The organism is Streptomyces mesophilus (assembly GCF_011044995.1).
GTDB classification, from domain to species: Bacteria; Actinomycetota; Actinomycetes; order Streptomycetales; family Streptomycetaceae; genus Streptomyces; species Streptomyces mesophilus.
Genome location: NZ_JAAKZW010000011.1, coordinates 19,811 through 42,051, shown reverse-complemented (window position 1 = coordinate 42,051; position 22,241 = coordinate 19,811). Strand labels below are relative to the sequence as shown.

Here is a 22,241-nt window from a genome sequence, read left to right as displayed (position 1 = left end):
AGGGCGCGAGCCCGCCGGCGTGGCGATCCTGGGATGGCTGCGTGATCCCCATGCGCCGCGGGTCTGCGTGATCAGTGGTGATGAGGGGTGTGGCAAGTCGATGTTTTTGGCGTGGCTGGCCGAACAGGCGACGCGGCCGGACACGGTGGTCGAACGGCGCATCCACGGGCTTGTTCCGTTGGCCGGACAGTCGGCGTCGACGGCTGCGTGGTTGCTGGCCGAGCAGTTGGGTTCCGCCGCCCGCACGCCAGGAGACCTGATCGCGAAGGTCGCTGCCGACCGGCGCCGGACCGTGATCGTCATGCCTGACTTGCATCACTCGTACACCCCTGAGGCGATCGAAGAACTGATAGGTGCACTCGCCCAGTTGGAGCACGTTCGGCTCATTGTCGAAGCCCGCGAAGTGCCGGCGCCGTTGTTGGCGCTGAATCCTGCGGTGATGGATCTGCGGGAGCCGCAGTGGCGGGATGCGCAGCGCCACGCCGCGTGGGCGGCGTCGGCGCCGACAGCGCCGCTCGATGCGCCGTCTGGCGGTGCGGACGGCCCGGTGGAGCTGGATGACCCGCGCTCCGTGTGCGCCGGCGATCCAGGGTGGGTGACCGCCTCTTACGGGCGGTCCGAGGCATCGCACGGCGGATTGCGCGCCGCGTGGCTGCGTGCTGGTGGCGCCCTGACGCGGCCCTGTTCAGCAGCTGAGCGCGCCCTGGTGCTGTGGGCAGCCTTGGGGGACGACGCCGATCCGCGGTTGGCGGATGAACTGCAGGAACTAGCTCACGGTGCACCGTGGAGCGTGCGCTGGAAGCGGGTACGCGGTGACATCAGACCACCGTGGCCCGGCCCCGCGTGGGCGTTGGGAGTGTGTCCCGCGTCCGGCAGCGTGGCGGTCATCGATCACCAGGGTGTCGTGCGACTGGTCGCCGCAGAAACCGGCGCATCCCACGGCCGGTTGCCGCAGCCGGTGTTCGGCGCCGCGCAGCTGGCGTTCGGGCCGACCGGCGACCTGGCCGTGCTCGACGGCCACGGCCGCATGCAGCACCGTCTCAATCCGCTGGTGCCGCGCACCACGGGGCTTTCGAGCCTGCTGGAGACCGCCCTTAAGCCACTGGAACGGCTGGTGAGCGCCATCGAGGCGCCCGCCACCGCCGCCGCCCACGTGGGGGAGTCGCTCGCGTACGGGGACCGCGTCGGCACCGTGCGGGTGCTGACGCGCCACGATGACACGGTTGATGTCGCCCATCAGGCTCTTCACACGGGTGCGGTGACGGCCCTGGCCGGAGTCGAAGTGGCCGAAGGCGCCCTGCTTTTCTACAGCGGAGGCCACGACGGGCGCGTGCGGATGTGGGCGCCCGGACGTAAGCCCTTGGCCTCTGCGCTGCGGGAACGGAACTGCGCCGTGACGGCCCTGTCCGCCGCTCGTACTGCTGACGGGCCGGTGCTGGTGATCGGCTGGGAGGACGGTCTGGTGGAGTACGCGGCGGTGCACTCCGCGCCAGCGGTGCGCTTCTTTCGCCCCGGGGCGCCCGTGCGCTCGGTGGCCGCGTTGTCCAACGGGGACGTCCTGGTCGGCACTGACGAAACGTTGGTGTGTCTCACCCCCTGCTGAGCGCAGGGTGGCCAGATGTTGATCACGGCGTTGACCGCTCGTCACGTCGTGGCCTATGCAGAAGCAACTGATGTGTCACGGGGGAGATGAAACACGTGGGCAAGACGCTGCCCGACGAACTGGTAGAGGTCCTCGACCTGGTCGGCGTGAACTGGCCGAACATTGACGAAGATGAGGTCCGCGACACCGCCAAGGACTACCGCCACCTTGCCGAAGGCATCAACGATGCCATCACCCAAGGCAATCGGGCCTGCTCCCACCTCGTGGCGGGCAAAAGCAAGGGCGCGACCGTCCAGGCCATCGACCGGCGCTGGGGCAAGCTGACCACCAGAGATCTCGCGACGTTCTCCCGATCGTTGGACGACCTGGCCGACGCCCTGGATGACTGTGCCGGCTTCATCGAAGGCTGCAAGATCGCCTGTATCGCCGAACTCAGTGCGACAGCCGCGGCCGCGACGGCCGGCGTCATCGGCATGTTCTTCACCGCAGGACTCAGCGGACTGCTCAGTGCAGCCGCCATCGCTGCCTGCCGCATCGCCCTCCACGAAGCGATCGACTACGCGGTCGAGCAAATCACCGAGGTCGTGACGGACAAGATCGAGGCAAAGATCCTCGCGAAGATCGAGGACCTCTTCACCGACAAGCTCGACGCCCATGACGACGTCAAAGCCGGCGACTACGTGTCCGGATCAGCGGACATGGCCACGGACTTGGTCATCGAATTCGACGAATTCGACAAGGCATCCGGCGGCTACGACGAGACCAAGCGCAACTTCGACAAGAAGAAGCAGCAGCACAAAACCGGCGGCGGCAAGCGGCGCACCTCGGTCAAGAAGGACAGCCGCTTCCACAAGCTCGCGACCGTCATGGACAAGGCCGAGGACGCCGTCGAGAAGAAGACGGACGAGACCGTCGCCGTGCTGGAGAAGCACGGCGCCGACATCGACAAGGCCAAGAAGGACCAGAAGAAGACCGACAAGAAGGTCAAGGAGAACATCGACAGCTGCAAGGACGTCCGCATGTACCTTCTGGACGCGGACGGAACCGTTCGCCGACTGGAAGCCGACGGCGACCTCAAAGCCCTGGACTCGACCGACAAGACGCGCCTGGACGGCATCCTCAACGATGGCAAGGCATACCGCCCGTCCACGCGAGGAGAGCGCGAAGAGTACAGCGTCTCGGACACCGACACGAAGAAGGTGACATCGACCAAGGTCGACCCCTACACCGACGAGCTAGGCCAAGCCACACAGTTGGCCCGCTACGCCCGCGACGACTACAAGGGAAACAACTACGCCGCCGGACGGTACATCGACCCCGACGGACGCGGTGAGAGCATCCTCGTCGGCTACTCCGAAAAGAGCCTGCACTCAGAGCGCTCCATCGGCTATCCCCTTTTGCACAACGAGAAACAAGACGGCCTGCAGGAAGTCTTCACCGAGCGCGAGCCATGCCAAAAAAGACCGCGGTGCGATGCATGGCTAGCCAAATACTTCAAAGAGGCGGACACCGTGCATCACGCCAACACCTACGACCAGGACGTCGGTCGGCACAAGCGTGATATCGAGCACCAAAAATACATGGAAGAGCTACAAGCCCACCATGGCCGCTAGATGACTTACTCACCGGTTCGACAGAATGCTAGGGTTCCCGTATGAACTTCGTCGTTTCCGCGGACGAGGTACGCGCCGCGTTTGGGCTGACGGGTGTCGTCTACTTCCCCCGCTACAGCTCCCCGCACCACCAACTGAACGATCGCACCGCACAGTTGCTGAGCGGCATTGGCCTGCCCGACACCGAATGGTTCATGTCCAAGGCCAGCCTGCGCGCCGACGACTCGATCAACCTCAGGCAGTGGTACGCAGACAAGGGCACGGTCCCCAAGGAGAGCCACGACTGGCTGGTACTCGCCATGTTCGCCGACACCACGCTCGCCCTCGCCCCGGAAACAGGCACGATCTATGCCCTCGGCGACAGCGAGCAGGGACTCGTCTGCAAGCCCCTGCACCGCGACGCCGAGTCACTCGTCTATGCGCTGACCCAGTTCCAGCTGCTCCAGCAAGAGCTGGAAGACAGCGACGATGAGGACAGGGAAGAGCGCGTGGATGCCCTGCGCGCCCACATCATCGCGTTTGACCCGCTGCCCTTCGAGGACGAGGAGTCGCAGTGGCACCTGACCTTCGAAGAGTTCATCGACGGCATCTGGTAAAGAGCACAGTCCGCTCTGGACGTGGGGTACGCCTTGAAGGTTGACGGACGTCTGGCACGTTTTGCAAGGTGGCGAATAGACCTGCCCGTAGATGCACTGGATGACGGCCGCGGAGCTGGGCGCACGGGTGCGGGCTTGAACTCAGCGCCGCGGGCCGTTCAGCGCCCGGGTTAGCTGCTCAGGCGGAGCTGGCGGTGCGGTTCTTTCGCTCCCGCTGGTCACTGTGCTGCTCGTTCTGATCGCCCACGATGCACACCGGGGCTGTGTAGTGGCCTCATCCGCTGAGCGTCGTGGCGACCGGGTTCGTGTGCGGTCAACCTTGCTCGATTAGCTTCCTGGGCCGTCTCTTGCGAAGAAGTGTGACCAGCCACGCCCAACGACATCCATCAGCGACCGCGTTGCTACCTGTCTGCAGATGTGGCCAGGGAATTACGTGCTTCCTTCAAGTAGTGGTCCAGTGCCGCCCTGATGTCGTGGGTGTAGTCGTCACCGAAACCGACTGGCCTGCCGTCGTCGTGTGTGTCGCCCCCGCTCGCGTTCCAGATGAGAGCTGTATGGTGCAGGTCTCCGAAGGCTTTCACGGCCTTGTTGGCAGCGTCACTGACGGCCTCGGGGCCTTCCAAGCTCACCGCAGCAAGGGCGCGTTGCAACGCAGGACGGTGTTCGTCAATCGTGGACTCGATACGCCCTCCGTCAGCCTCCCGTGTCTCCTCTTCCCACAGATGGGCAAGCGCATTGAGGGCTTCCCGGGAAGCGAGCAGGAAGTCGCTATACGTGCGTTTCCGGGGTTCGCGGAGCTGAAGTTGGGCCTCTGTTTTCGTCTGTTGCTTGGACTGGCGATACGTGATCCAGGTGCCGCCCAGCGACACCGCCCCAGCGATACCGCCCGCGAGCACAGCCGAAGTTCCGGCATCCATAACGTTCCTCCCACGCGACCACGCTCGTTCGTGGACACCAAATCTAGGCCCGCACCAAGCATCCTCCACCAGGTTGACGAGTGCGGTCACCATGTCGTTCCGCCTGGACCGCTGGCTCGGCATCGCGGAGCTCGACGAGGACACCTCGTACGAGCGGGCCGAGGGCATCATCCGCAACTTCTCAAGCCGACCTTAGGTGAAGTGAAGGCCAGCAAAGTCACCGCCGAGATGCTCGCTGCCGGGTCATTCGTATCGGCCGCGAGGCGTTACGGCGCCTGTTCGCCCGGCGCGGCGTCACCTTCCAGCGCACGAAGGCATGGAAGGAGTCGCCGGACCCCGACCGCGACGCCAAGCTCGACCGGATCGAGCACGTCCTGGACCGGTTCCCCGACCGGGTCTTCGCGTTCGACGAGTTCGGGCCGCTGGGAATCAGGCCCACCGGCGGTTCGGGCTGGGCCGCGGCCGGACATCCGCAGCCGCACACCACCTCGGAGTCTGGCCTGCCACCATCTCCAGCATCGAGCGAGGAATCCGCCGCGACGACAACTTCGCCCGCGCCTACCGCGCCTGGCTTCAAGCCGCTTGACAGCCAATAGGAGCATCAGTGGGAGGCGTATCCGCTACTGCCAGCCGTTGAGGGAGACCTCCGCGCCACCGTCGAGGTAGCGGTGGAGGGCACTGGCAGTGGTGTCCACGAACTCCTCGGGGATGGAGCCAATGTCGATCCAGCGGACCTGGGCGTGCTTCCGCGGCTCGCGGTTCTCGGGGGCACCGGTCCACTCGTGGGCTGCGAAAACAACGGTGAGGAAGCCGTTGGGGGCCTCAACCCCCCATGCCCCGTGGATGATGTGGGCGACTTTGAGGGACTCTGGCTTCACCGTCAGACCGGTCTCCTCGAAGAGCTCGCGCACCGCGGTTTCGGTGATGGGTTCGCCGGGTTCACTCTTTCCGACGGGCAGGTCCCACATGCCCTGGGCGAACTTGGCGTTCTGGCTGCGTTGGAGGAGGACGACGCGCCCTTCGACCTTGTCGTGGACGATGACGGCAGCGACCAGCAGGGTCATGGATTCGAGGGCGGGCTTGAGTCCTTTGGGCTGGTTGTCGGTGATCGGTTGAGCCACTGTGCGTCCCTTCGTCGGCCGGTTGTTGGGCATGTTAGGTGAGTACTTCGCGCGCGCGGCGGGCGAGCTCGACGGCTCCGGGCACTTTGCGCCGTTGGTAGATCGCGAGGGTGGAACGCAGTGACGTGATCGCCTTGCGGGTGCGGTCGGAGGTCATGCCCTCCATCAGCGTCACGGACTGGGACCAGGCGGCGACCGCTTCATCGGCGCGGGTCTGTGCCGCGAGGCTGTCGCCGAGGTCGGCATACGTGAGGGCGTGAACGCGCTTGTACTTCTCGGTATCCCAACGAGTGAGGGCGTCGCGGTGCTGCTGTTCGGTGCCGACGTGATCGGCGAGGTCGGTGAGGGTGCGGGCGGTGTGGCTGGCGACGGTGCCGGGCCGCTGACGCGGGAGTAGCTGGGCTGCGGGCCGTCCTCGCGGAGCAGGGCGTCTTCCGCGGCGAGTAGGGCGCGGGCGGCGTGTGGTCGCTCGCCGGTGGCCGCGTACGCACGCGCGTGGGTGATGTGGAGCAGGGCCTCGGTCTGGCCGTCGATGTGGCCGAGGCCGTCGGCGAGCGCGGCTTCGGCGAGGTCGATGCAGTGGTGGGGCTGTTTGAGGCTGAGGGCCTGGTGGGCGAGGGCGCGCATCATCCAGGCGGCGTGGCCGTGCGGGTCGGCTTCGCAGGCGAGCTGGTAGCCGACTTGGTAGTAGCGCTGGGCGGCGCCCTCCTGGCCGAGGTCGTGGTGCTTCCAGCCTGCCAGGTAGGCGAGTTCGGCCACCGCGCCGAAGGCAGCCCGGCGTAACGCATCGGTCGGGAAGCGGGCGCGGAGCATGGGGGCGGCTGTGTCGGCGAGGTAGGCGGTCACGGTGGTCAGGCCGTGGCCTCCACCCAGGCGTTCGTCGGCGGCGCTGAAGGCCGCGGTGATCTGCCGTACGACGTCCACGTCCTCCGCGCCCACCAGGGTCGTGCCGGTGCGGGCGCGGAGCATTCGGGCGGCGGCCTCATGGTCGTAGGCGAGCGGCATGGCGACGCCGGCGGTGGTGAAGGCGGCGATGGCGAGGAAGCGGCGGCGTTCGACGTCGGCGCGACCGAGGTCGGTAGCGGCGAGGACCGGATCCTGGTCCGGTTCGACAGCCACGGATTCCGGGGCGGCCAGGCCGATCTCGACCTGCGTGATAGTCCTGTGCGACCGGCGGGAGAGGGCTTCGGCAAGGTACTGGCCGGTCCTGCCGGTGGGCTGACGGGCTCCGCTTACCCAGTGGGAGATGGCCGACTTGTTGGTCTGCAGCATCTCGCCGTTCTCCGCGGCGACGCGGCGGACGTCCTTGGCGAGGGCCTCGAAGGTGCAGCCGACGGCCTCGATGGTCTCGCGCAGACGGGAGTTGGGCTCTCTGGGCGCTGCCACGATCCCTCCGCTCCGGGGCTGTAAACCGCGTATACCGCTTGGCCTCGCGTTCACCGTACCCACTGAGCGTGACCGACGGTTCACTAATCATCAGCCGCCCGGAACGGTTCCAGCTCCGACCGTGAATCCAGGCTCCCCACTTGGCCGGGCGGCACCTCAAGTTCCGTACGCCTGCTCCGGGTCCGGGCATTCCTATGCCCGAACCCGGCCGATCAGAGACGGAGACCCCGGTGACCACCATCGACACGGCAACCGCCACGGCCATCACGGTCGAGTTGCCCGCCCCCTTCGACGAGCGCTGGAGCCGCCTGCCCGGCATCCAGGTCGAAGGCCGGCGCATCACCATCAACCCGGCCGAGTACTTCTTCCGCTTCGAGTCCCACACGTGGCTCGTCGCCGACTGGGAGTTGGTCAAGTCCCAGCTCCTGGACGTGGATGAGACCGCGGAGAGCGCGGTCGAGCAGCTCGCCCTCGACTTCATCAAGGTCCACGCAGGGCCCACCTCGGACGCGGCCCAGGTCCTGTCCACCGCATTCGAGGTGTACGCGTATCTGTTCCGCGACGAGCACCTCGCCGGCCTCGGCCTGCCCCAGATCAACGCCGAGCATCTGCGGATGCTGCTCGAGGCCGCCACGCTGATGGCGCTGAACAAGGTTGAGCTGGACGGCCACATCTCGAACGTTGGCCCGTGCTGGTTCTTCCCCGCCGCCACCTCCGTCGTCTTCGACCTCGACGACGAGACCGGCGGCATGCTCGACGAGGTCTACCACGGCGGCTGGTTCAACGAGCACCGCCGCATCGAGTCCATCAAGGCCCACGCCGCCCTCGGCGGACGCCTCGTGCACGGCTGCCAGTCCGTGCCGGACCAGTCCGGTGGTGTCGTCGCGCCCTACGGTGCGTCGATGGCCAACTTCCGTGACGACCTTGCCAAGTTCAAGGCCGGATGGATCGAGCAGGTCTACGCCCACCACGTGAGCGACCCCACCGCGTAACAGCTGACCAGGCTCTGGGGGCGGGCCGGCCACGCACTGCACTACCTGCAGGGCTGCGACGAGCAGTTCGACGCCATCTACTCCGTGTTCGGCGCCGTCGGCCTCGTAGCCCCTGAGCTGCTGCTGCCCGCCATCGCTCAGCGCCTCAAGCCTGGTCGCACCCTCGCCTTTTCCACCCCACACCCTCAGCGAGGAGGACGCCGCGCGGCCACGGGCGACCGCCCCCGCCGGGACTACGTCGTTCTGCCCGACCACACCCGACTGCCCGTCGCCCGCTGGGACTTCATCGCCGAGCAGTGGCAGCGGCATCTTGCCGACGCCGGCCTATGGCTCACCGCCGCCCACGAGTTCCACGACGCACGGCTCGGCCACTGGCCCACGACCTTGCTGATCACGGCCCGCAAGCTCTGACGCTGCGACCGCCCCACCCAATGGAGGCACCCATGAACGTGCCCTACCTGCTGCTGGACATCGACGGTGTCCTCATACCTTTCCCCCAGGGCGACGGCAGCATCCCCGCCACGCACGTCCGCCACGAGGTCGTGCTGGACGGCCGGGCCCCAGAGGATCCGGTCACCGTCTGGCTCAACCCGGCGCACGGGCCAATGCTCACCGACATGTTCCGGAGCGTGCCGCTCACCCTGGTCTGGTGCACGAGTTGGCGCCGGGACGCCACCACGCTGATCGGCCCGCTCCTCGGCCTTCCGGCCCTCGCGTACGTCGACCTCCCGCACCCCAAGATCACGACGCCCCATCCCAACGGCTACCTCTGGAAGCGCGACTACGTCGACGCGTGGCTCGGCAACGAACCTGCGGTCTGGATCGATGACGACTTCACTCCGCTCGATCACGAGTGGGCTGCGCAGCGTACAGCTGTGGGCTTCCCCACCCTCCTCGTGCAGCCGGACGCCCATATCGGGCTCCAGCCCGAGCACCTCACTCAGGTCACATCGTGGGCGAGAGCGCTGAGCGGAGACATCGCATCGCCTGTGCCGGCGGCCGCGCCTGGGCGCGAAGTCCCTTAGGTATGGCACAGAACCTGTCCGCGCCGCGCGACTCGCAGGCATCCTGGCGCTTGCAGCTACTGCTGCCGACGACGCTCCTCGCGAGTCGGGCTCACGGCCGGACCCGAAGGCTGGACGGCGGGAGGTGCCGCTGTCGCGCCCAAGACAGGGTTGGGCAGGCGTTGAAGGACCTCGGCTGGACATTCGGCTGTGTCGAGTTCCCTGCTGGCGGCCACTTCGGCGAGGAGGACGCGAGGGGTATGGCCTGCGGTTTCGCGAGTGTGGTTGCCAGAGCGGGCCGGGCGGGGTCGGTGAGGATGCGGTCGCGTGGTCGAGCATGGCCTCGCGTACGGCGGTCTCGAAGCGCTGGATGGCGGCGTGGTGCCCGTTGGGCGAGGCCGGCCAGATGGGGTGCGGCGACCTGCTGGTAGCCGGTCGGGAGATGGCGGAAGGCTTCCTCGGCCGCTGACCTTGCTGTTCGTGGTCGCGCTGGGCCTGCCAGTGAGTAGCGGCGCGTGCCGGATGCAGGGCGGTGAAGACGAGCGCGAAGGCGAGGCCACCGGGGGAGGGTAGGTGCGCGGGCGATCGGCAGCATGTAGGAGGCCGGGGCAGGTACGTGTTGGCGGCCCGTTGGTTGCTGGCCGGGCGTCGGGTAAACCTTTGGTCGGTGCGCTCGCAACGCACGGTGCGATCTTGGCTCGTGCCGCTGACGCACCCGGATGACGACATTTCCGTTGCGGATCAGCGGGCCCCTATGCCGGATTTGAGTATTAGTTCGGGGTGGCGCTGGGTGGCGCTTGTGATGGGGGAGCGGCTTGGGCACTTGCACAGGGCGCACGCCCGACAGACTTCATACGTCTCCGGTGGTGAGGTCGTCGAGGATCGGCCAGCAACCCAGCAGTTGGTGTCGCACGTTCCGCGAGGCAAGGTATTCAACGGAGTTGTAGGGCACGATCAGCAGGCCGTAGCCCTCGCGGACTCGCTCGGTGTCCGCATCGAGGGCCGGTTCGTCTTTATGCTGGCTCCGTTCCACGAGCCCGACGGCGAGCTGTAGTGCTTCGGCCTGCTCCGCCATGCGCAGAATCAACGGCCGCGCTGCCTGCCTTGAGGCAGTGCCATGATCTTGACGTGGCTCGTGTGATCGTGGCGTCGGCGATGTCCTGGATAGCCCCGTGCACTGGGTTGGGTCCGAGTGCCTTCGGCAAGCGGGTAGCCGAGCTGCGCCGCGAGGGCGTCGGCGTTCCAGGTTGCGAGCTGCCGTAGAACCTCCGCCCCGAGCGCCAATAGGGCTTCAACTGGCCCCGCGCCAACTCGTAGCAGGTCAACGCCGTTGTCAGTGGGTGGTGCAAGGCTGTGTCCATGATTGGTGAAGTGCCCGACACTCAGATCGGCCAGGAGTTCGCCAGCCGGCGGCTCACCCACGAGGCCGGCATCCATCGCCCACTCCAAGCCGGCATCTGTGGCACCAAGAGGAGGGGCGCCGAATCGATCGTCGTATCCGGTGGGTACAAGGACGACGAGGACTTCGGCCACGTCATCGTCTACACGGGCCACGGCGGCCAGGACTCGTCAGGGAACCAGGTCAGTGATCAGAGCCTGGACGACGCTGGAAATGCAGCACTCATTACCAGCTACCTCGAAGGTCTTCCTGTCCGCGTGGTCCGCGGCGCACACAGTGGGTCGCAGTGGGCGCCGGCTCAGGGCTACAGATACGACGGGCTCTTCCGCGTCACCCGCTACGGCAGCAAACTCGGCATCGATGGATTCCTGATCTGGCAGTTCCGCCTGGAGTCGTACGAGGGCACGCCGCTCCCAGAGCCGGTTCAGCAGGAGACGCTTGCGGACCTTGAAGAGGCGGCTGCTTCTGGCAATGAGCTGGTTCCAGCGGGCAACGAGTCACCTGAACGTGTGAGCACCAGTGTTCAGCGCATCGTTCGTAGTAGTGCGGTGAAGCGGCAGGTCAAAGCGTGGCACGACAATTGCTGCCAGATCTGCGCTGTGCAGATTGAGGTTCCGGGCGGCAGCTACAGCGAAGGCGCCCATATGCAGGCTCTTGGCCGCCCTCACAACGGCCCCGACATTACGGGCAACGTGCTCTGCCTGTGTTCGAATTGCCATGTGATGCTCGATGCTGGCGCTATCGTGATCAACGACGATTTGAGCGTCATTCGCGGAGGCGTCGAGGTCGGAGTTCTACGTACCCACCCTCGCCACGTCCTTGACATGGAGTGCGTGCGGAAGCACCGCGAGCGGTGGCGGCAAGACTAGCCAGGTGGATCGCCTTGGGGCGGAACCGCGAGGCGGTGCTCGCGACTGGTCGGTGGCCGACCAGAAACTCGCCTTCGCCGCCCGCGGCGCCGGCGACCTCACCCAGGCCCTGCACTTCATCGACATCGCCCGCAACAGAGGAACTACCGATGCAACGCGTGCGACTGGACACCGCTCATGGCCACATCCTGCTCTCCGACACAGCGACTCGGGATGATGGACACCTCGTCCTCGACCAGGCCGCCAGGACAGCCGCGCAGTACGGACTCCTGCACCAACTGCGCAGTATCGAGGGCATCAAGGCCATGAGCGGGGCCCGACCGGCTCCCGGCAACGGTGACCAGGGGCTGCGCCAACGCGGGCGATATGCCCGACGAACCGGAGAAGCACACGGCCCGGGCATCTCGTTCTCGATGAGATGCCCGGTTCCTGCCAGATTTGCCCTGTCTGCTTCTGGGAGGATGACGGCGTTCAGTTCGGGTGGCCCACGATGGATGGCGGAGCCAACCGCGTGTCCCTTGTCGAAGCCCAGCGGAACTATCGTGAGTTCGGTGCCTGCGACCATCATGGCCGACGGTTCGTACAGCCGGCGGCGGTGGACGAGCCTTTCGACCCGGCGTGGCGCGCCATCGATCAATCCCGTGACTCCTTCGAGGACTGGGGCGCAGCGGAGCGGGTCCCGTGGCCTGAGGACCGCTCGGTTCTGTGTCGGTGGCTGCCGACCTTTTGGCGCCGAGATGCCTCGCCTGACGCAGGCTGAGCCTCTCCCGCGCAAGCGCATGCTCCTTACCGCCGCTCAGGGGCGTGGTGCTCGGCAGGATGCCGCCTTGGTAGAACAGCGTCATGAGTTCGAACGAGGACTGGATCACGCAGGTTGAGCAGCACTTTGGAGTCGAGCTCCCTCAGGACTACCGGCGCTTCCTGACGACACAGGGCAGCATGAGTCAGTTCGTCCTCCCGGCCGACGACTTCCTGATGATCAATGAGATTGCGGAACTTATCGAGGTCAACGAGGCCGGCGAGTTCCAGGAGCGATTCCCCAAGAGCCTCGTCATTGGCGGTGACGGAAGCCGCGAGATGCTCGCCTATGACTTCCGGCAGAACCCGCCGCCTCTGGTCCTGCTCGACGTCTCCGCACAAGACTGGTCATCCGCAATCCACCAGGCGTCCTCGCTCGCAGACTTTCTCGAACAGTTCCCCCAGACCGGGTGGAACTGGGACGACCCCGTACCTTGATCGACCTCACGGAATATGTGCCTGATCCCGAAACGGGAGTCGTTTGTCGACGGCTGCGGGAGTCTCCGTGCGGCCCTGTTCCATGACCAATGTCGATCAGTCCGGGATTCACTCACGGTCCGCCGAGCGACCTCTGAACTCGAATGGAACCGTAACGAGGAGAAGGGTGAGTGACTGAAGTGGGCTTTTCGGAAGCGTTGGAGGACTGGGTCGACTGGGACCAGGCCGCATACGAGCTGGGGTTGAGCCTGGGTGTGCTCACAGCTGACGTCCCCTTCTCGAAAAGCAAGAGGATCTTCTGGGAAGACAACCCGGCTGGGCGAGCTCTCCACGCCACCCTCTTGGCGCTTGTGGAAGCCGGCTTGCTTGAGTCGCGCAACGATTACGAGGAGTTTCGGTGGGTGTCCACCACGTTCCTGAATGTGTTCGACGACTGAACCTCAGCCACCGACCTGGTGGGAGTCGGCGACGATGCCAGCGGCGCTGGCCACAATGCTCGGCCACTGAGTCTCGGCACGCCGGTACAGGCTGACTTCGAGGACGAGCTCGAACGCCGGCTGACGCGGTGGCGCGAGGAAGCCGTGGTCGATGCAGCGCCTTGCGACCTTCTGCCAGTCATGCCGATCGCCCTGGCGGGGCTGGCCGTGCAAGTCCACGGATGGGCCCTGCGTATCCGCTCTGGTTACCTGCCGAAGTACCTGCTGGGCGCCCCGGCCGGCGGTCCTGGCGTACGCGGATGAGCCAAACCTCAGCGTGTGACTGGTCCGGCGCCTGCTCCCCGCGATACGCGCCGCAGCCAAGGGAGGCGGCTCCAGGCGCAGCAACTGCATCCTGTGCCAGACCACAATCCGAGCAGCCTCTCCGTCCATGTCGGGAGGCCAGCGCCGTGTCTGGCGCCAACTCTGGCTGCAGTGGCGGGTGTTCAGATGCGCCAGGCGCGGATGCGTTCGGCACAGATGTAAACGTCTGCGCGGCCTCCTCGTACGTCCTTGGCAAGGTCGATGAAGGCGCCGTAGGGCTCGGCGAGGCCTTCGCCGGAAGCCTGCATGTAGGAGATTGTGACGAGCGCAGCAAAGGTGGGATTGCGCGCGGGCAGGGGCCGGACGCTGACGATCTCGTGGAAGAGCGCGGCCGCGCGCCAGGAGGCGTCCGGGAGATAGCCCAGTTTCGGAGTGTTGACCTTGTGGCGGGCCACGGAGGCGACCAGGCCGGAGAAGTCGGAGACCTCCAGAGCCTTGGGAAGAAACTCGGCCTGCTGCTCGAGCAGCCAGGCCACGTCGATGTAGAGCTCGGGTGGCATCGCTCAGGCGGCCCGGTCCTCGCGGCGGTTACCGTCGGGTTCCTCGTCGGGGAAGGCTGCGGCGAATTCGTCGACGAGCGACGACTTCATCAGCTCGCGGAACCGTGCGGCGGCCAGCTCGAGGCGTGGGTCGCGCTCGGCGGCCTCGGTGAGGAGCGCGGTGACCGTGGTTCTTTCGGCGTCGGCGCGCATCTTCAAACGCTGCGCAGTCTCCGCACTGACCCTGATGGTGATCTTTTCGCTCTTGTCGGCCATACACAGCAACGTACAGCACCTGCCATACGCCCGAGAAGGGGCGGAGCGGCATGGTGCGGCCAGCGTAGGTAGGCTGGATAGCGAAGACCCCGAGAACGTCCCTGGTAGCCACGAAGCAGGCAGGTCAGGAGTTCTGAACGCCTTGCGGAGACGCCTTGGGCAACACGTCGAAGTGAGTCGCGACGAGCAGGAGAATCGGACGCTGGACGGCTTCCTGGAGCCAAGGAAGCGTGGTCCTCATGACCTACGGATCCAGTAACGCCCCGCCCGAAAGTACCCGCGTCACGACCGTTACCGATGGCGTCGCGCAGGTCTTCACCTGGGAACAGGGCGCACGGATCGAGGTGAGGAACCTCGGCAGCACGGTGGTCGTCGAGGCGAATGCCGAAGGCCTCAGAACACTGGCCAGCCACCTGGTCACCCTCGCGCAGGACGGGGTGCCCGACGGGAGCCACCTTCATCTGGAGGACGGCAACGGCCTGTCGGAAGGGTCCGCTGAACTAGTTCTGGAACGGTGTGGCGATGAAGAATGAGGTCGACCGCGGATGGCGCCAAAGTCTGCCCCTGCTGAGACCGCCTGTCGAATGCGTGTCGAAGTAAAGCGGATCCGCTGATCCCCCGGCGCGAACGCACTGGTCAAGACCCTCAGCAGCAGCGACGGTCCAGGCACCTTCTAAGCACGTGGTCGTGGTCGTGCGGCTCGGCCGTCGTGGCAAACTCCGGCGCATGAAACTTGATCAGGTGCTTGTGGACGCGGCCGTGGAACTTATGGAGCGACGCTGGCCCGTGGGTGAACCTGGCGGGGCGGCTGCGGTGCGGCTCGCCGATGGGGGGATCCTGACCAGCGTGGGCCTTGACAACATGAACGGCTCGGTCGCGCTCTGCCAGGAGACCGGGGCGTTCATACAGGCATATACCCAGGACCGAACCGTCACTGCTTCCGTCTGCGTCTGCCGTGACGTGGAACGCGACCGGATTTTGATCCTGCCGCCCTGTGGCGTCTGCCAGGAACGGCTCGCGCTGTGGGGGCCGTCCGTCGAAGTCGCCGTTCCGGAGGAAGGCGACTCGACTCGTTGGAAGACACGCACTCTCGCGGAAGTGAATCCCTACTACTGGGGGCCGCAGTTTGCCGACGGGCAATGGCCTTCTCAGGCACAGCACTCCGAGTGACCGCGCCCATGGCGGTATAGCAGCCAAGTACAGCAACCACAGCAACTTCCCCGCTTGGCCGTGGCTGCTTACGCCTGTCTCATTCCAGGACGCCCCGTTCTGATCCGTGCTCCCACGGGCCAGAACGCACGCCTGGGCGCACGCCTCGTTCGGCGGTATGTCCGGGTCATGACCGAACGTCGCGCGTATCCAAGTGATCTGTCCGATGCCCGCTGGGAGTTGATTGAGCCGGTCCTGACTGCGTGGCGCTTCGAGCGCCGCGGTCGGGCTCTGGACTTCGGCCGACCGCCCCGGCACGGCCTTCGCGAGATCATGAACGCGATCCTGTATGTGGACCGTACCGGCTGTCAGTGGGCCTACCTCCCGCACGACTTCCCTCCCTGGCAGTCGGTCTACGGGTACTTCGCCAAGTGGCAGACCGACGGCATCTTCGCCCAGCTCAACGGGCTACTGCGGGAGTTGGTGCGCCAGCAGGAAGGCAAGCATCGCCATCCCTCGGCCTGCGTGATCGACGCCCAGAGCGTGAAGACCTCTACCTCCGTCCCGCCAAGACGCAGGGCATCGACGCGGGCAAGGAGATCGTGGGCCGCAAACGCAGCATCATCACTGACACCCTCGGCCTATTGCTCGCAGTGCTGGTCACTGCGGCCGGCGTGCAGGATTCGATCGCCGGCACCCAGCTGCTTGACTATGTCGCCGTCGATCACCCCAGCGTGCGCAAAGTCTGGGTCGACGGCGGCTACCGCAAACACTTCATCGAACACGCCGCCACCCTCGGCATCGACCTCGAAATCGTCCAACGCACAGCCGGGACCAGGGGTTTCACCCCGGTCCCGAAACGCTGGGCGGTCGAGCGGACCTACGGCTGGCTGATGCTGCACCGGCGCCTCGCCCGCGACTACGAAACCCACCCGCACCGCTCCGAAGCCATGATCCACCTTGCCATGACCGACCTCATGGCCCGCCGCCTCACCGGCGAGAACACCATCTCCTGGCTCGACCCGGCATCACCAAATCAAAGCCGTATCACGGGATGAAACAACGGGAGAAAACGACCTCTAAGTGCGGTCTGTGGCGGGGGAGTTGCTGCTCAGGCCCAGGGCCGGGGGGTGGGTTGTGTGGGGGTGTGGATGGGGCGCCAGATGGGTGCGGTGGGGGAGTGGGTGATCAGGTCGGTCAGGGAGGTGGCGAGGACGGGCACCAGGCTCAGGAATGACCCCAGTGAATGGGCGGCGGCGTTGAGGGCGCTGATCCGGTTTTCGACGCCGGCTTTTCCTGTGCCGTCGAGGACGAACAGCAGGCGGGGAAAGAGAGGGTACTGGTGTCGCCATGATTCCATGCCTGGCTGCGCTGGTGGCCGGTGTGCGGGGGTGGCGGGTGTGTAGTGGTGGAGGCGGTTGTAGAGGGAGAGTTTGGCGGCGAGTCGTTCGGGTCCCATGGTGGCCCGGTCGACTTCGATGAAGGCCCGCAGCATCGCGCCACCCGACTTTTCTGCGGTGCCGCGCCGGTAATACATGAGGGCGTCGGGGATGACGGCTTGGCCGTTGCCGATGGGGTGGTGGACTTCGGGGATCCAGTCCAGTGGCCGGCACAGGTCATCGTGGCGGCGGGCGTCTTCGAGGAAGGCGAGTGCGGTTTCGGTGACGGTCAGCGTGTGGGCGGCTTTGAGGCGCACTGCGGTCGGGTCGGTCACGGTCTTGGCGGGCCGGCGTCCGCGTAACTCGGGCCATTCGCCGGCCAGTTGCAGCCCGTAGGCGGTGGGAAACCAGACGCGGGTGCGGCCAGCCTGCGCAAGAGTGATGTGTTCGATGAGCCCTTGGGTCCGCAGGCGTGCCAGACGGCGCCGTGTCTGCTCGATCCGCACAGGCTGGCCGAGGATGCGATGCATCTGATGGGTGGTGGCCATCCGGTACTGCGCCAGCACCGCCAGCGCCATCCGGTCCCCGTCGCCTGCGTCGACACCGATCAGCACCATCGCTCGCCTCCCCAGCACGCCGGCCCCGTCTGCCCGGAACCAGCCCTACGCGTCAGCGCAGCAGCCGGCCCGCACCGGATGGTCGACCACTCGGGCCCGACCACGGTCACGAAACGACAACTCCCGTGTGGACCAGGCCGATAACCCGTCCCACCACCGGTCCGACAACTGTTTGCATGCGATGCCGTAAGCATCCGTGAATGTGCAGGTCACGTGGCTGGTGCGGCCCCGACCGGCAGCCGGACATCCCCTCTGCCAACGCTGCTCCCTGCCCACCAAGAAAGAAGAAAGGGGGCGGGATAGGGAAGGCGCGCAGGCATGGGGGAGGGCCGGGTGTGTTGTCCGTTGCGCGTCGGCTGCCTACGCGCTCGACGGGCCAGGGGACGAAGCTCGCCAGAAGGCCCCTTTGGGTGCGCATCCGCTACCGGGCCGGGCCCGGTCCCCACTGTGTGGAATGGGTTGGTCAGTTGTAGTCGTAGATGACGCAGTCGTTGAACATGCTGTTCTTCTCGAACCGTGCGGCTTGGATTGCGATGCCGGTCACTCGGCCGTCGTAGGCGTCTTGCCAGTCGCCTTTGCCGCCGGTGGCTTTGACGCAGTCTCCGTAGTAGTGGCCGGTGGTGGTGGTGACGACGAACCGGGCCCGGGCGTGATGGTCGTCGCCGAGTGTGTCCTTGGCGTTGGTGTGGCCGGTGACGTGCCCGGAGTAGATCTCCGCCATCATCGATCGACCGAGCCATGGAATTTCAGGACCCGCATGGGCAGCCTCGCCGCGCGGCCGGCTCCGTTCTACGAGGGCGGCCCATGCATCCTGGGCGCCTACTCTCCCAAGGCCTCGGCGGCGGAGGGCTGGTCGTCGTTCCCGGCCGGGAGCGGGCGGGTGTCCATGGCCTGCGGATTCATGATCGGGCCTGAAGGCGAGTTCGAGATTGATGCCAACCGCTGGATGCCCCTGCGCTCCAACACGGACGGATGGGTGGAGTCCTTGGCCCTCGCCGCCTATGCCGGACGCTGGGACGAGACCGTCACCGAGGTCAGGGGCAAGGCCGTCGAGTCCCTGGACCTCGGCGGGTACGAGCCGGTACCTGAAGTGCAGGGCCTGACCGACACGTGGTGGCGAGGCGAGGACTCGCTGATCGCCCTCTACCGCGGCGAAGCTGTTGGCCTTGACGCACCTCAATGCATTGAGGCTCACCTCTACGGAGGCCTCGACGAGTGGGGCGTCCACGGCGGCTAGTCGCTCTCCAGCCCCTGCGGAATTCCATACAACGCGGGGGCCGCGCAAGGTCTGGAGAAATGGCTTGTCCCCAGGTCGGATGTCAACCACGATCACCTCATGACGACCAGAAAGGGCCATGCCGTCTAGGCGCCCCGCTCGGCTCTCCACCGCTCGCGCGCCGCCGACCGTCGCTCACCGCACCGCCCGATGGCCGTGACCGACTACTCAGGAGAGCCAGTCCGTGCAGCAGACCGCCCTCGTTCCCTACGCCCACCTTCCTCAAGCGCACCATGACCGCCACGTCCTGACCAGTACCGTCGACGTTTACGGCGCCGCCCACTGGCTGCTTGCCGAACGCGCTCCGCAGCCCGGCGGCGATGTCCTGCCCTTTGACGCGCTGGTCGTTTCCGTCGATCCGGGCGGCAACGTCGAACTCACCGAGCTGAACTCCGTGCGGGCCCGCTGGCCGCACCTGGACCGCCTGCCTGACGGCGGGTTTGTCGTCGCCGCGTCTCGCGTCCGCCGGTACGAAGACAGGCGCCAGGTCCAGGTCTTCGACGCGCTCGGCCGCGAGACCTCGTCCTTCTCCGCCGGGGACGCCATCGAGCACCTGCTCGTGGACGAGGCTGGCCAGATCTGGGTCGGGCACTTCGACGAGAACCCGATCGGGATTCACCGCTGGAGCTCCACAGGTCGGCACACCTGGACGTCAGGCGACGCGGGCATCCCCGGTCTCTTCGACTGCTATGCCCTGAACGTGTCGGGCACTGCCGCCTGGGCGTGCCCCTACACGGACTTCCCACTCGTCGAGATACGTCCCGACCGCACCAATCGGCCCGTCAGGGTGTGGACGAACCGCGTGCGGGGCTCCCACGCAGTGGCCGTCCACGGTGAGCGAGTCGCCTTCTACGGCGGCTACGGCGAGGAGCGTGACCGACTCGCCCACGGAGAGATCAGTGAAACATCCGTCGAGCCAACGAACGTCGGCCTGCTCACCCTGCCCGATGGCTCTGGTGCCGGACGCCGGCGGGTTGTCGGCCGAGGAAGCAGGATCTACGTCCAGGCCGAACCGTTCACCACTTGGGGCGTGTTCGACCTCAGCAGCTGATACCCAGACTGGAAAGGCCATCTCTAACGCTGGCATCCCATCTGACCGCGCAGGGATCAACGTGCCGCCGTCCTTCCTCCACCGCCACCTCGCTTTTGCGTTTCAACTCTGGCGGTGGCACGAGGGCGGAGGTCCACTCCCTGCCACCCATCCAAGCCCGTAAAGACCGTCGCCGTCCGCGGCTGCAGGGAGAACGACGACTGGGACATCCGCCGCGTGCTGTGAACTGGCCGTCTGGTGTTCCAACCGGCCCAGGGTGAGAACAGGCTGGCCGGTCATCGGCTCTGGATCCACCAGATCACCGCGCCCGCGCCTGCAGCGCCGAAAGCTGTACCGGCGCCGCGTACGGCTGCGAACAGGACGGCTCGTCCCAGCCGTCGACCCGTGCGCCGGCTCCGATCAGTCTTCTTCATGAGAGCCCCCTTGCAGCCGGCGGGCCTCGCGCCTGCCGGTAGACCTCTCATTGGCAGGTGCGCGGTCGATTGGCACCAGGGATCTCGGAGTGGTCCGGACTCCGAGGTCCTACGCTGAAATCCGAGTCGGAACTTACGAATCGGATGTGATCGGGGTCGGGGCCTTGTGGGATCGCCAATATCGATCAAGTTCTCTGTGTTGTGGGATGCAGCGCACGCGCGCCTGGCTGAAGGCGGTACGCGGCTGACCCTGACGCGTGTCCACCGCGAGACGGGCGTGCCGATCGCGACCTTGAGCGACTGGCGGCGCGGCAATCACGCCCCACGCGAAACGGACGACCTCCTCAAAGTCGTCCGGCTGCTCACTCAGTGGGCGCAGTTGCCCCCACCTGACGAGCGTGACTGGATGCGCCTCGTTGATCAGGCCCGCGGCCTGGGCACCGGCAGGCCGCGGGGCGATGGGGCCTCGTCATGGGCACCGTCGAGTGTGGGTCTGGGGGACGGGCTGATGGCTGGCTTCACGCAGCCTCTCGTCGAGTTGGATGCTGTCTGCCTGACGGGCCAGGCCCTGTCCTTGGCCATGGGGCGTCCCGTGCTCGAGATCCACGCAGGCAAGGTCCAGCCGGCGAGGATCGACGTACGGGTCATGATGCCCAGCAGTGAGATCCAACTCGCCTACCCCCTCCTTGTGGAGGGGCCCGCTGACGGTCAATCCAGACTGCATGAGGACTGGCTGGGACGTCGGAATTCACACGCCCGGGCGCTGCGGTCTGCTCTGCTCTCGCTCCGGGCCTCGCACGGCATCGACGCCAAGGTGTCCTTTCGGACGCTGCCCTTCACACCCATGGCGGAGCTCTACCTGATCAACAGCATCCAGGCCCTCTTCGGCTACTGCACGCTCGTCCGCAGAGGGATGGAGCTCGACCACGAATACATCGAGCTGTACGACGCTGCGCCCGAACTGGGCATGCAGCGGCGCTTTGGAACCCAACGCGAAGGCGACGGCGAGATCGGATTCGTTGAGCAATCCCACCTGTGGTTCAACTCGGTGTGGGAAACCATCGCCGGTGAGATGATGTTTTGAGCCCTGCAGTCATCGGGCCGTACAGCAGCCCAAGCGTGTAGGGCGGCCAAGTCAGCCCCTTCGAACCCGAGGACTTTTCCTCCCGGGCCCTGTCAGGTTGCGGCCATCGCTTGTCCTTGCGGTGAGTAAGAGGGGGGAGCAGTGCCGCCCAGCCAACGGGAGCCGAGACGCGCGGAATCCACGAAGAGCAGCCTCAGAACCTGGCGCCGATCAGCCGGAACGACCGGGCGATCAATGTCCTGCTGAACTGGTGTGGGTGGCTCGCGGCAGCCGAGGAGGATGCCAGCATCCTCCTTGTGTCGAACCAGCCGTAGATCTGGCTTCCGCCCGTTGGTCGCTGGGTGACCGGGAGCGTTACCTGGCCGAGCAGTGCACCATCCGTACCACCGCGGGCGCTGCGAGTGGCGACAACGGTGCGGTCTCTGTGGCTTACAGCGCCTATGCGGCGCGTGCGGGTCTTGAGGCGCTCAAGCAGGGCGGCGACGCCGTCCGCGAGGGATACGGCTTCAACCTTGCCGAACGCACCGTCGCCGGCACGGCCGCCGTCGCCCCACTGGTCGAGGTCGACCACGCCGGTGTCGTGATCGAAGCGGTCAAGCTCGCGGACGACGGCTCAGCAGACGTGATCGTGCGCCTCTACGAGTCACTCGGCGGCCGCGCCAAGACGACCCTGCGCGCCGGATCCCCCTGGCCACCGCCGCCGTGACCGACCTCCTCGAACGTCCCCTCACTGACGAACCAGAACTGACCATCACCGCCGACCGCGTGACACTCGCCTTGCGCCCGTTCCAGATCGTGACCGTACGCCTGCTCCCGCGCGCCGGGGGTGGTCGGATCGCCTGACGAAGCGCCGGGCGCCGGCTGCCTCACCGGAGGCGAAGGCCCCGGCTTCCGTCGGACCTGCCGAGCCCGCCGAACCCGTAGGCATGGAGCCGGAATCGGCGGTCGAGCGGCACGGCCGGGCCCAAGGGCTTTCCCGTC

24 protein-coding genes and 5 pseudogenes are annotated in these 22,241 nt (G+C 66.4%); 20 read left to right on the top strand and 9 right to left on the bottom strand.

Annotated elements, in window-relative coordinates; translation table 11 throughout:
* Nucleotides 1–19: 19 nt before the first annotated feature.
* The 3 genes from G6045_RS05985 to G6045_RS05975 all read left to right on the top strand — a co-directional run bounded on the left by G6045_RS05985 (nt 20) and on the right by G6045_RS05975 (nt 3,812).
* Nucleotides 20–1,603, top strand: coding sequence for a hypothetical protein (locus G6045_RS05985; protein WP_328707662.1), 1,584 nt, complete (start codon nt 20–22; stop codon nt 1,601–1,603).
* A 95-nt stretch (nt 1,604–1,698) separates the two neighbouring features.
* Nucleotides 1,699–3,216, top strand: a complete 1,518-nt coding sequence (locus tag G6045_RS05980) for a WXG100-like domain-containing protein (protein ID WP_165330745.1) — start codon at nt 1,699–1,701, stop codon at nt 3,214–3,216.
* 41 nt (nt 3,217–3,257) lie between these two features.
* A complete protein-coding gene (locus G6045_RS05975) occupies nt 3,258–3,812 on the top strand; it encodes an SUKH-4 family immunity protein (protein ID WP_165330744.1) in 555 nt (184 codons plus the stop codon).
* Nucleotides 3,813–4,213: 401 nt separating this feature from the next.
* Here the strand turns inward: G6045_RS05975 and G6045_RS05970 are convergent, their stop codons facing one another.
* Nucleotides 4,214–4,729, bottom strand: coding sequence for a hypothetical protein (locus G6045_RS05970; RefSeq protein WP_165330743.1), 516 nt, complete (start codon nt 4,727–4,729; stop codon nt 4,214–4,216).
* A 73-nt stretch (nt 4,730–4,802) separates the two neighbouring features.
* Between G6045_RS05970 and G6045_RS41960 the strand changes: the two genes are divergently transcribed.
* Together G6045_RS41960 and G6045_RS41225 are read left to right on the top strand one after the other, a co-directional pair.
* The gene (locus G6045_RS41960; RefSeq protein WP_268978377.1) at nt 4,803–4,925 is read left to right on the top strand and encodes a hypothetical protein; all 123 of its coding nucleotides are present in this window, start codon (nt 4,803–4,805) and stop codon (nt 4,923–4,925) included.
* Nucleotides 4,926–4,962: 37 nt separating this feature from the next.
* A pseudogene (locus G6045_RS41225) lies at nt 4,963–5,202 on the top strand (IS630 family transposase); the annotation flags it as partial.
* Between the two features lie 147 nt (nt 5,203–5,349).
* On the opposite strand, the gene G6045_RS05960 reads toward G6045_RS41225, so the two are convergent.
* Nucleotides 5,350–5,883 carry an NUDIX domain-containing protein gene (locus G6045_RS05960; protein ID WP_165330742.1) on the bottom strand — a complete coding sequence of 178 codons (534 nt, stop codon included), beginning with the start codon at nt 5,881–5,883 and terminating at the stop codon, nt 5,350–5,352.
* Between the two features lies 1 nt (nt 5,884).
* Nucleotides 5,885–7,236 (bottom strand): annotated as a pseudogene (locus tag G6045_RS05955) (tetratricopeptide repeat protein).
* Nucleotides 7,237–7,466: 230 nt separating this feature from the next.
* Here G6045_RS05955 and G6045_RS05950 point away from each other — a divergent pair.
* From G6045_RS05950 to G6045_RS05940, 3 genes and pseudogenes are all read left to right on the top strand, one after another.
* Complete coding sequence (locus tag G6045_RS05950; protein ID WP_165330741.1) at nt 7,467–8,228, top strand: hypothetical protein; 762 nt, start codon at nt 7,467–7,469, stop codon at nt 8,226–8,228.
* A 24-nt stretch (nt 8,229–8,252) separates the two neighbouring features.
* A pseudogene (locus G6045_RS05945) lies at nt 8,253–8,639 on the top strand (SAM-dependent methyltransferase); the annotation flags it as partial.
* Nucleotides 8,640–8,671: 32 nt separating this feature from the next.
* Entirely contained in the window at nt 8,672–9,253 is a 582-nt protein-coding gene (locus G6045_RS05940; protein ID WP_165330740.1) for an HAD domain-containing protein, read from the top strand.
* Nucleotides 9,254–10,082: 829 nt separating this feature from the next.
* Here the strand turns inward: G6045_RS05940 and G6045_RS05935 are convergent.
* Nucleotides 10,083–10,307, bottom strand: coding sequence for a hypothetical protein (locus G6045_RS05935; protein ID WP_165330739.1), 225 nt, complete (start codon nt 10,305–10,307; stop codon nt 10,083–10,085).
* A 284-nt stretch (nt 10,308–10,591) separates the two neighbouring features.
* On the opposite strand from G6045_RS05935, the gene G6045_RS05930 reads away from it, so the two are divergent.
* The 4 genes from G6045_RS05930 (at nt 10,592) to G6045_RS05915 (ending at nt 13,173) form a co-directional block, all read left to right on the top strand.
* Nucleotides 10,592–11,500 (top strand): YDG/SRA domain-containing protein, encoded by a 909-nt coding sequence (locus G6045_RS05930; RefSeq protein ID WP_165330738.1) that lies wholly within the window; start codon nt 10,592–10,594, stop codon nt 11,498–11,500.
* A 364-nt stretch (nt 11,501–11,864) separates the two neighbouring features.
* Nucleotides 11,865–12,260, top strand: a complete 396-nt coding sequence (locus tag G6045_RS05925; protein WP_328707669.1) for a CPCC family cysteine-rich protein — start codon at nt 11,865–11,867, stop codon at nt 12,258–12,260.
* Between the two features lie 83 nt (nt 12,261–12,343).
* Nucleotides 12,344–12,736 carry an SMI1/KNR4 family protein gene (locus G6045_RS05920; RefSeq protein ID WP_165330736.1) on the top strand — a complete coding sequence of 131 codons (393 nt, stop codon included), beginning with the start codon at nt 12,344–12,346 and terminating at the stop codon, nt 12,734–12,736.
* Between the two features lie 170 nt (nt 12,737–12,906).
* Nucleotides 12,907–13,173: a hypothetical protein gene (locus G6045_RS05915; protein WP_165330735.1), complete on the top strand. Its 267-nt coding sequence runs from the start codon at nt 12,907–12,909 to the stop codon at nt 13,171–13,173.
* Between the two features lie 3 nt (nt 13,174–13,176).
* On the opposite strand, the gene G6045_RS42140 is transcribed toward G6045_RS05915, so the two are convergent.
* Nucleotides 13,177–13,392: a hypothetical protein gene (locus G6045_RS42140; protein ID WP_328707671.1), complete on the bottom strand. Its 216-nt coding sequence runs from the start codon at nt 13,390–13,392 to the stop codon at nt 13,177–13,179.
* Here G6045_RS42140 and G6045_RS41210 point away from each other — a divergent pair.
* Entirely contained in the window at nt 13,318–13,476 is a 159-nt protein-coding gene (locus tag G6045_RS41210) for a hypothetical protein (RefSeq protein ID WP_328707668.1), read from the top strand. The two genes, G6045_RS42140 and G6045_RS41210, sit on opposite strands and share 75 nt — an antisense overlap.
* A 182-nt stretch (nt 13,477–13,658) precedes the next feature.
* On the opposite strand, the gene G6045_RS05905 is transcribed toward G6045_RS41210, so the two are convergent.
* A complete protein-coding gene (locus G6045_RS05905; protein WP_165330734.1) occupies nt 13,659–14,036 on the bottom strand; it encodes a toxin Doc in 378 nt (125 codons plus the stop codon).
* A 3-nt stretch (nt 14,037–14,039) separates the two neighbouring features.
* The gene (locus tag G6045_RS05900) at nt 14,040–14,291 is read right to left on the bottom strand and encodes a hypothetical protein (RefSeq protein ID WP_165330733.1); all 252 of its coding nucleotides are present in this window, start codon (nt 14,289–14,291) and stop codon (nt 14,040–14,042) included.
* A 239-nt stretch (nt 14,292–14,530) separates the two neighbouring features.
* On the opposite strand from G6045_RS05900, the gene G6045_RS05895 reads away from it, so the two are divergent.
* The 3 genes and pseudogenes from G6045_RS05895 (at nt 14,531) to G6045_RS05885 (ending at nt 16,498) form a co-directional block, all read left to right on the top strand.
* A complete protein-coding gene (locus G6045_RS05895; RefSeq protein WP_165330732.1) occupies nt 14,531–14,824 on the top strand; it encodes an Imm32 family immunity protein in 294 nt (97 codons plus the stop codon).
* A gap of 193 nt (nt 14,825–15,017) precedes the next feature.
* On the top strand, nt 15,018–15,461 hold the full coding sequence (locus G6045_RS05890) for a cytidine deaminase (protein WP_165330731.1): 444 nt from the start codon (nt 15,018–15,020) through the stop codon (nt 15,459–15,461).
* 168 nt (nt 15,462–15,629) lie between these two features.
* Nucleotides 15,630–16,498 (top strand): annotated as a pseudogene (locus G6045_RS05885) (IS5 family transposase).
* A 53-nt stretch (nt 16,499–16,551) separates the two neighbouring features.
* Here the strand turns inward: G6045_RS05885 and G6045_RS05880 are convergent.
* The gene (locus G6045_RS05880; RefSeq protein ID WP_235967586.1) at nt 16,552–17,436 is read right to left on the bottom strand and encodes a replication-relaxation family protein; all 885 of its coding nucleotides are present in this window, start codon (nt 17,434–17,436) and stop codon (nt 16,552–16,554) included.
* A gap of 463 nt (nt 17,437–17,899) precedes the next feature.
* Nucleotides 17,900–18,160, bottom strand: a complete 261-nt coding sequence (locus tag G6045_RS05875) for a hypothetical protein (protein ID WP_165330730.1) — start codon at nt 18,158–18,160, stop codon at nt 17,900–17,902.
* A gap of 33 nt (nt 18,161–18,193) precedes the next feature.
* Here G6045_RS05875 and G6045_RS05870 point away from each other — a divergent pair, with 33 nt between their 5' ends.
* From G6045_RS05870 to G6045_RS41205, 4 genes and pseudogenes are all read left to right on the top strand, one after another.
* Complete coding sequence (locus G6045_RS05870; RefSeq protein WP_235967585.1) at nt 18,194–18,673, top strand: hypothetical protein; 480 nt, start codon at nt 18,194–18,196, stop codon at nt 18,671–18,673.
* Nucleotides 18,674–18,896: 223 nt separating this feature from the next.
* Complete coding sequence (locus G6045_RS05865; RefSeq protein ID WP_165330729.1) at nt 18,897–19,763, top strand: hypothetical protein; 867 nt, start codon at nt 18,897–18,899, stop codon at nt 19,761–19,763.
* 609 nt (nt 19,764–20,372) lie between these two features.
* Entirely contained in the window at nt 20,373–21,260 is an 888-nt protein-coding gene (locus G6045_RS05860) for a GntR family transcriptional regulator (protein WP_165330728.1), read from the top strand.
* A 478-nt stretch (nt 21,261–21,738) separates the two neighbouring features.
* Nucleotides 21,739–22,103 (top strand): annotated as a pseudogene (locus G6045_RS41205) (glycosyl hydrolase-related protein); the annotation flags it as partial.
* Between the last annotated feature and the right edge of the window lie 138 nt (nt 22,104–22,241).

Excerpts from the sequence above, each read along its gene's own strand:
- G6045_RS05975 (WP_165330744.1), top strand. The coding sequence starts at position 3,258 with ATGAACTTCGTCGTTTCCGCGGACGAGGTACGCGCCGCGTTTGGGCTG.
- G6045_RS05970 (WP_165330743.1), bottom strand. The coding sequence starts at position 4,729 with ATGGATGCCGGAACTTCGGCTGTGCTCGCGGGCGGTATCGCTGGGGCG.
- G6045_RS05960 (WP_165330742.1), bottom strand. The coding sequence starts at position 5,883 with ATGCCCAACAACCGGCCGACGAAGGGACGCACAGTGGCTCAACCGATC.
- G6045_RS05940 (WP_165330740.1), top strand. The coding sequence starts at position 8,672 with ATGAACGTGCCCTACCTGCTGCTGGACATCGACGGTGTCCTCATACCT.
- G6045_RS05935 (WP_165330739.1), bottom strand. The coding sequence starts at position 10,307 with ATGGCGGAGCAGGCCGAAGCACTACAGCTCGCCGTCGGGCTCGTGGAA.
- G6045_RS05930 (WP_165330738.1), top strand. The coding sequence starts at position 10,592 with ATGATTGGTGAAGTGCCCGACACTCAGATCGGCCAGGAGTTCGCCAGC.
- G6045_RS05920 (WP_165330736.1), top strand. The coding sequence starts at position 12,344 with ATGAGTTCGAACGAGGACTGGATCACGCAGGTTGAGCAGCACTTTGGA.
- G6045_RS05905 (WP_165330734.1), bottom strand. The coding sequence starts at position 14,036 with ATGCCACCCGAGCTCTACATCGACGTGGCCTGGCTGCTCGAGCAGCAG.
- G6045_RS05900 (WP_165330733.1), bottom strand. The coding sequence starts at position 14,291 with ATGGCCGACAAGAGCGAAAAGATCACCATCAGGGTCAGTGCGGAGACT.
- G6045_RS05895 (WP_165330732.1), top strand. The coding sequence starts at position 14,531 with ATGACCTACGGATCCAGTAACGCCCCGCCCGAAAGTACCCGCGTCACG.
- G6045_RS05890 (WP_165330731.1), top strand. The coding sequence starts at position 15,018 with ATGAAACTTGATCAGGTGCTTGTGGACGCGGCCGTGGAACTTATGGAG.
- G6045_RS05880 (WP_235967586.1), bottom strand. The coding sequence starts at position 17,436 with ATGGTGCTGATCGGTGTCGACGCAGGCGACGGGGACCGGATGGCGCTG.
- G6045_RS05875 (WP_165330730.1), bottom strand. The coding sequence starts at position 18,160 with ATGATGGCGGAGATCTACTCCGGGCACGTCACCGGCCACACCAACGCC.
- G6045_RS05870 (WP_235967585.1), top strand. The coding sequence starts at position 18,194 with ATGGGCAGCCTCGCCGCGCGGCCGGCTCCGTTCTACGAGGGCGGCCCA.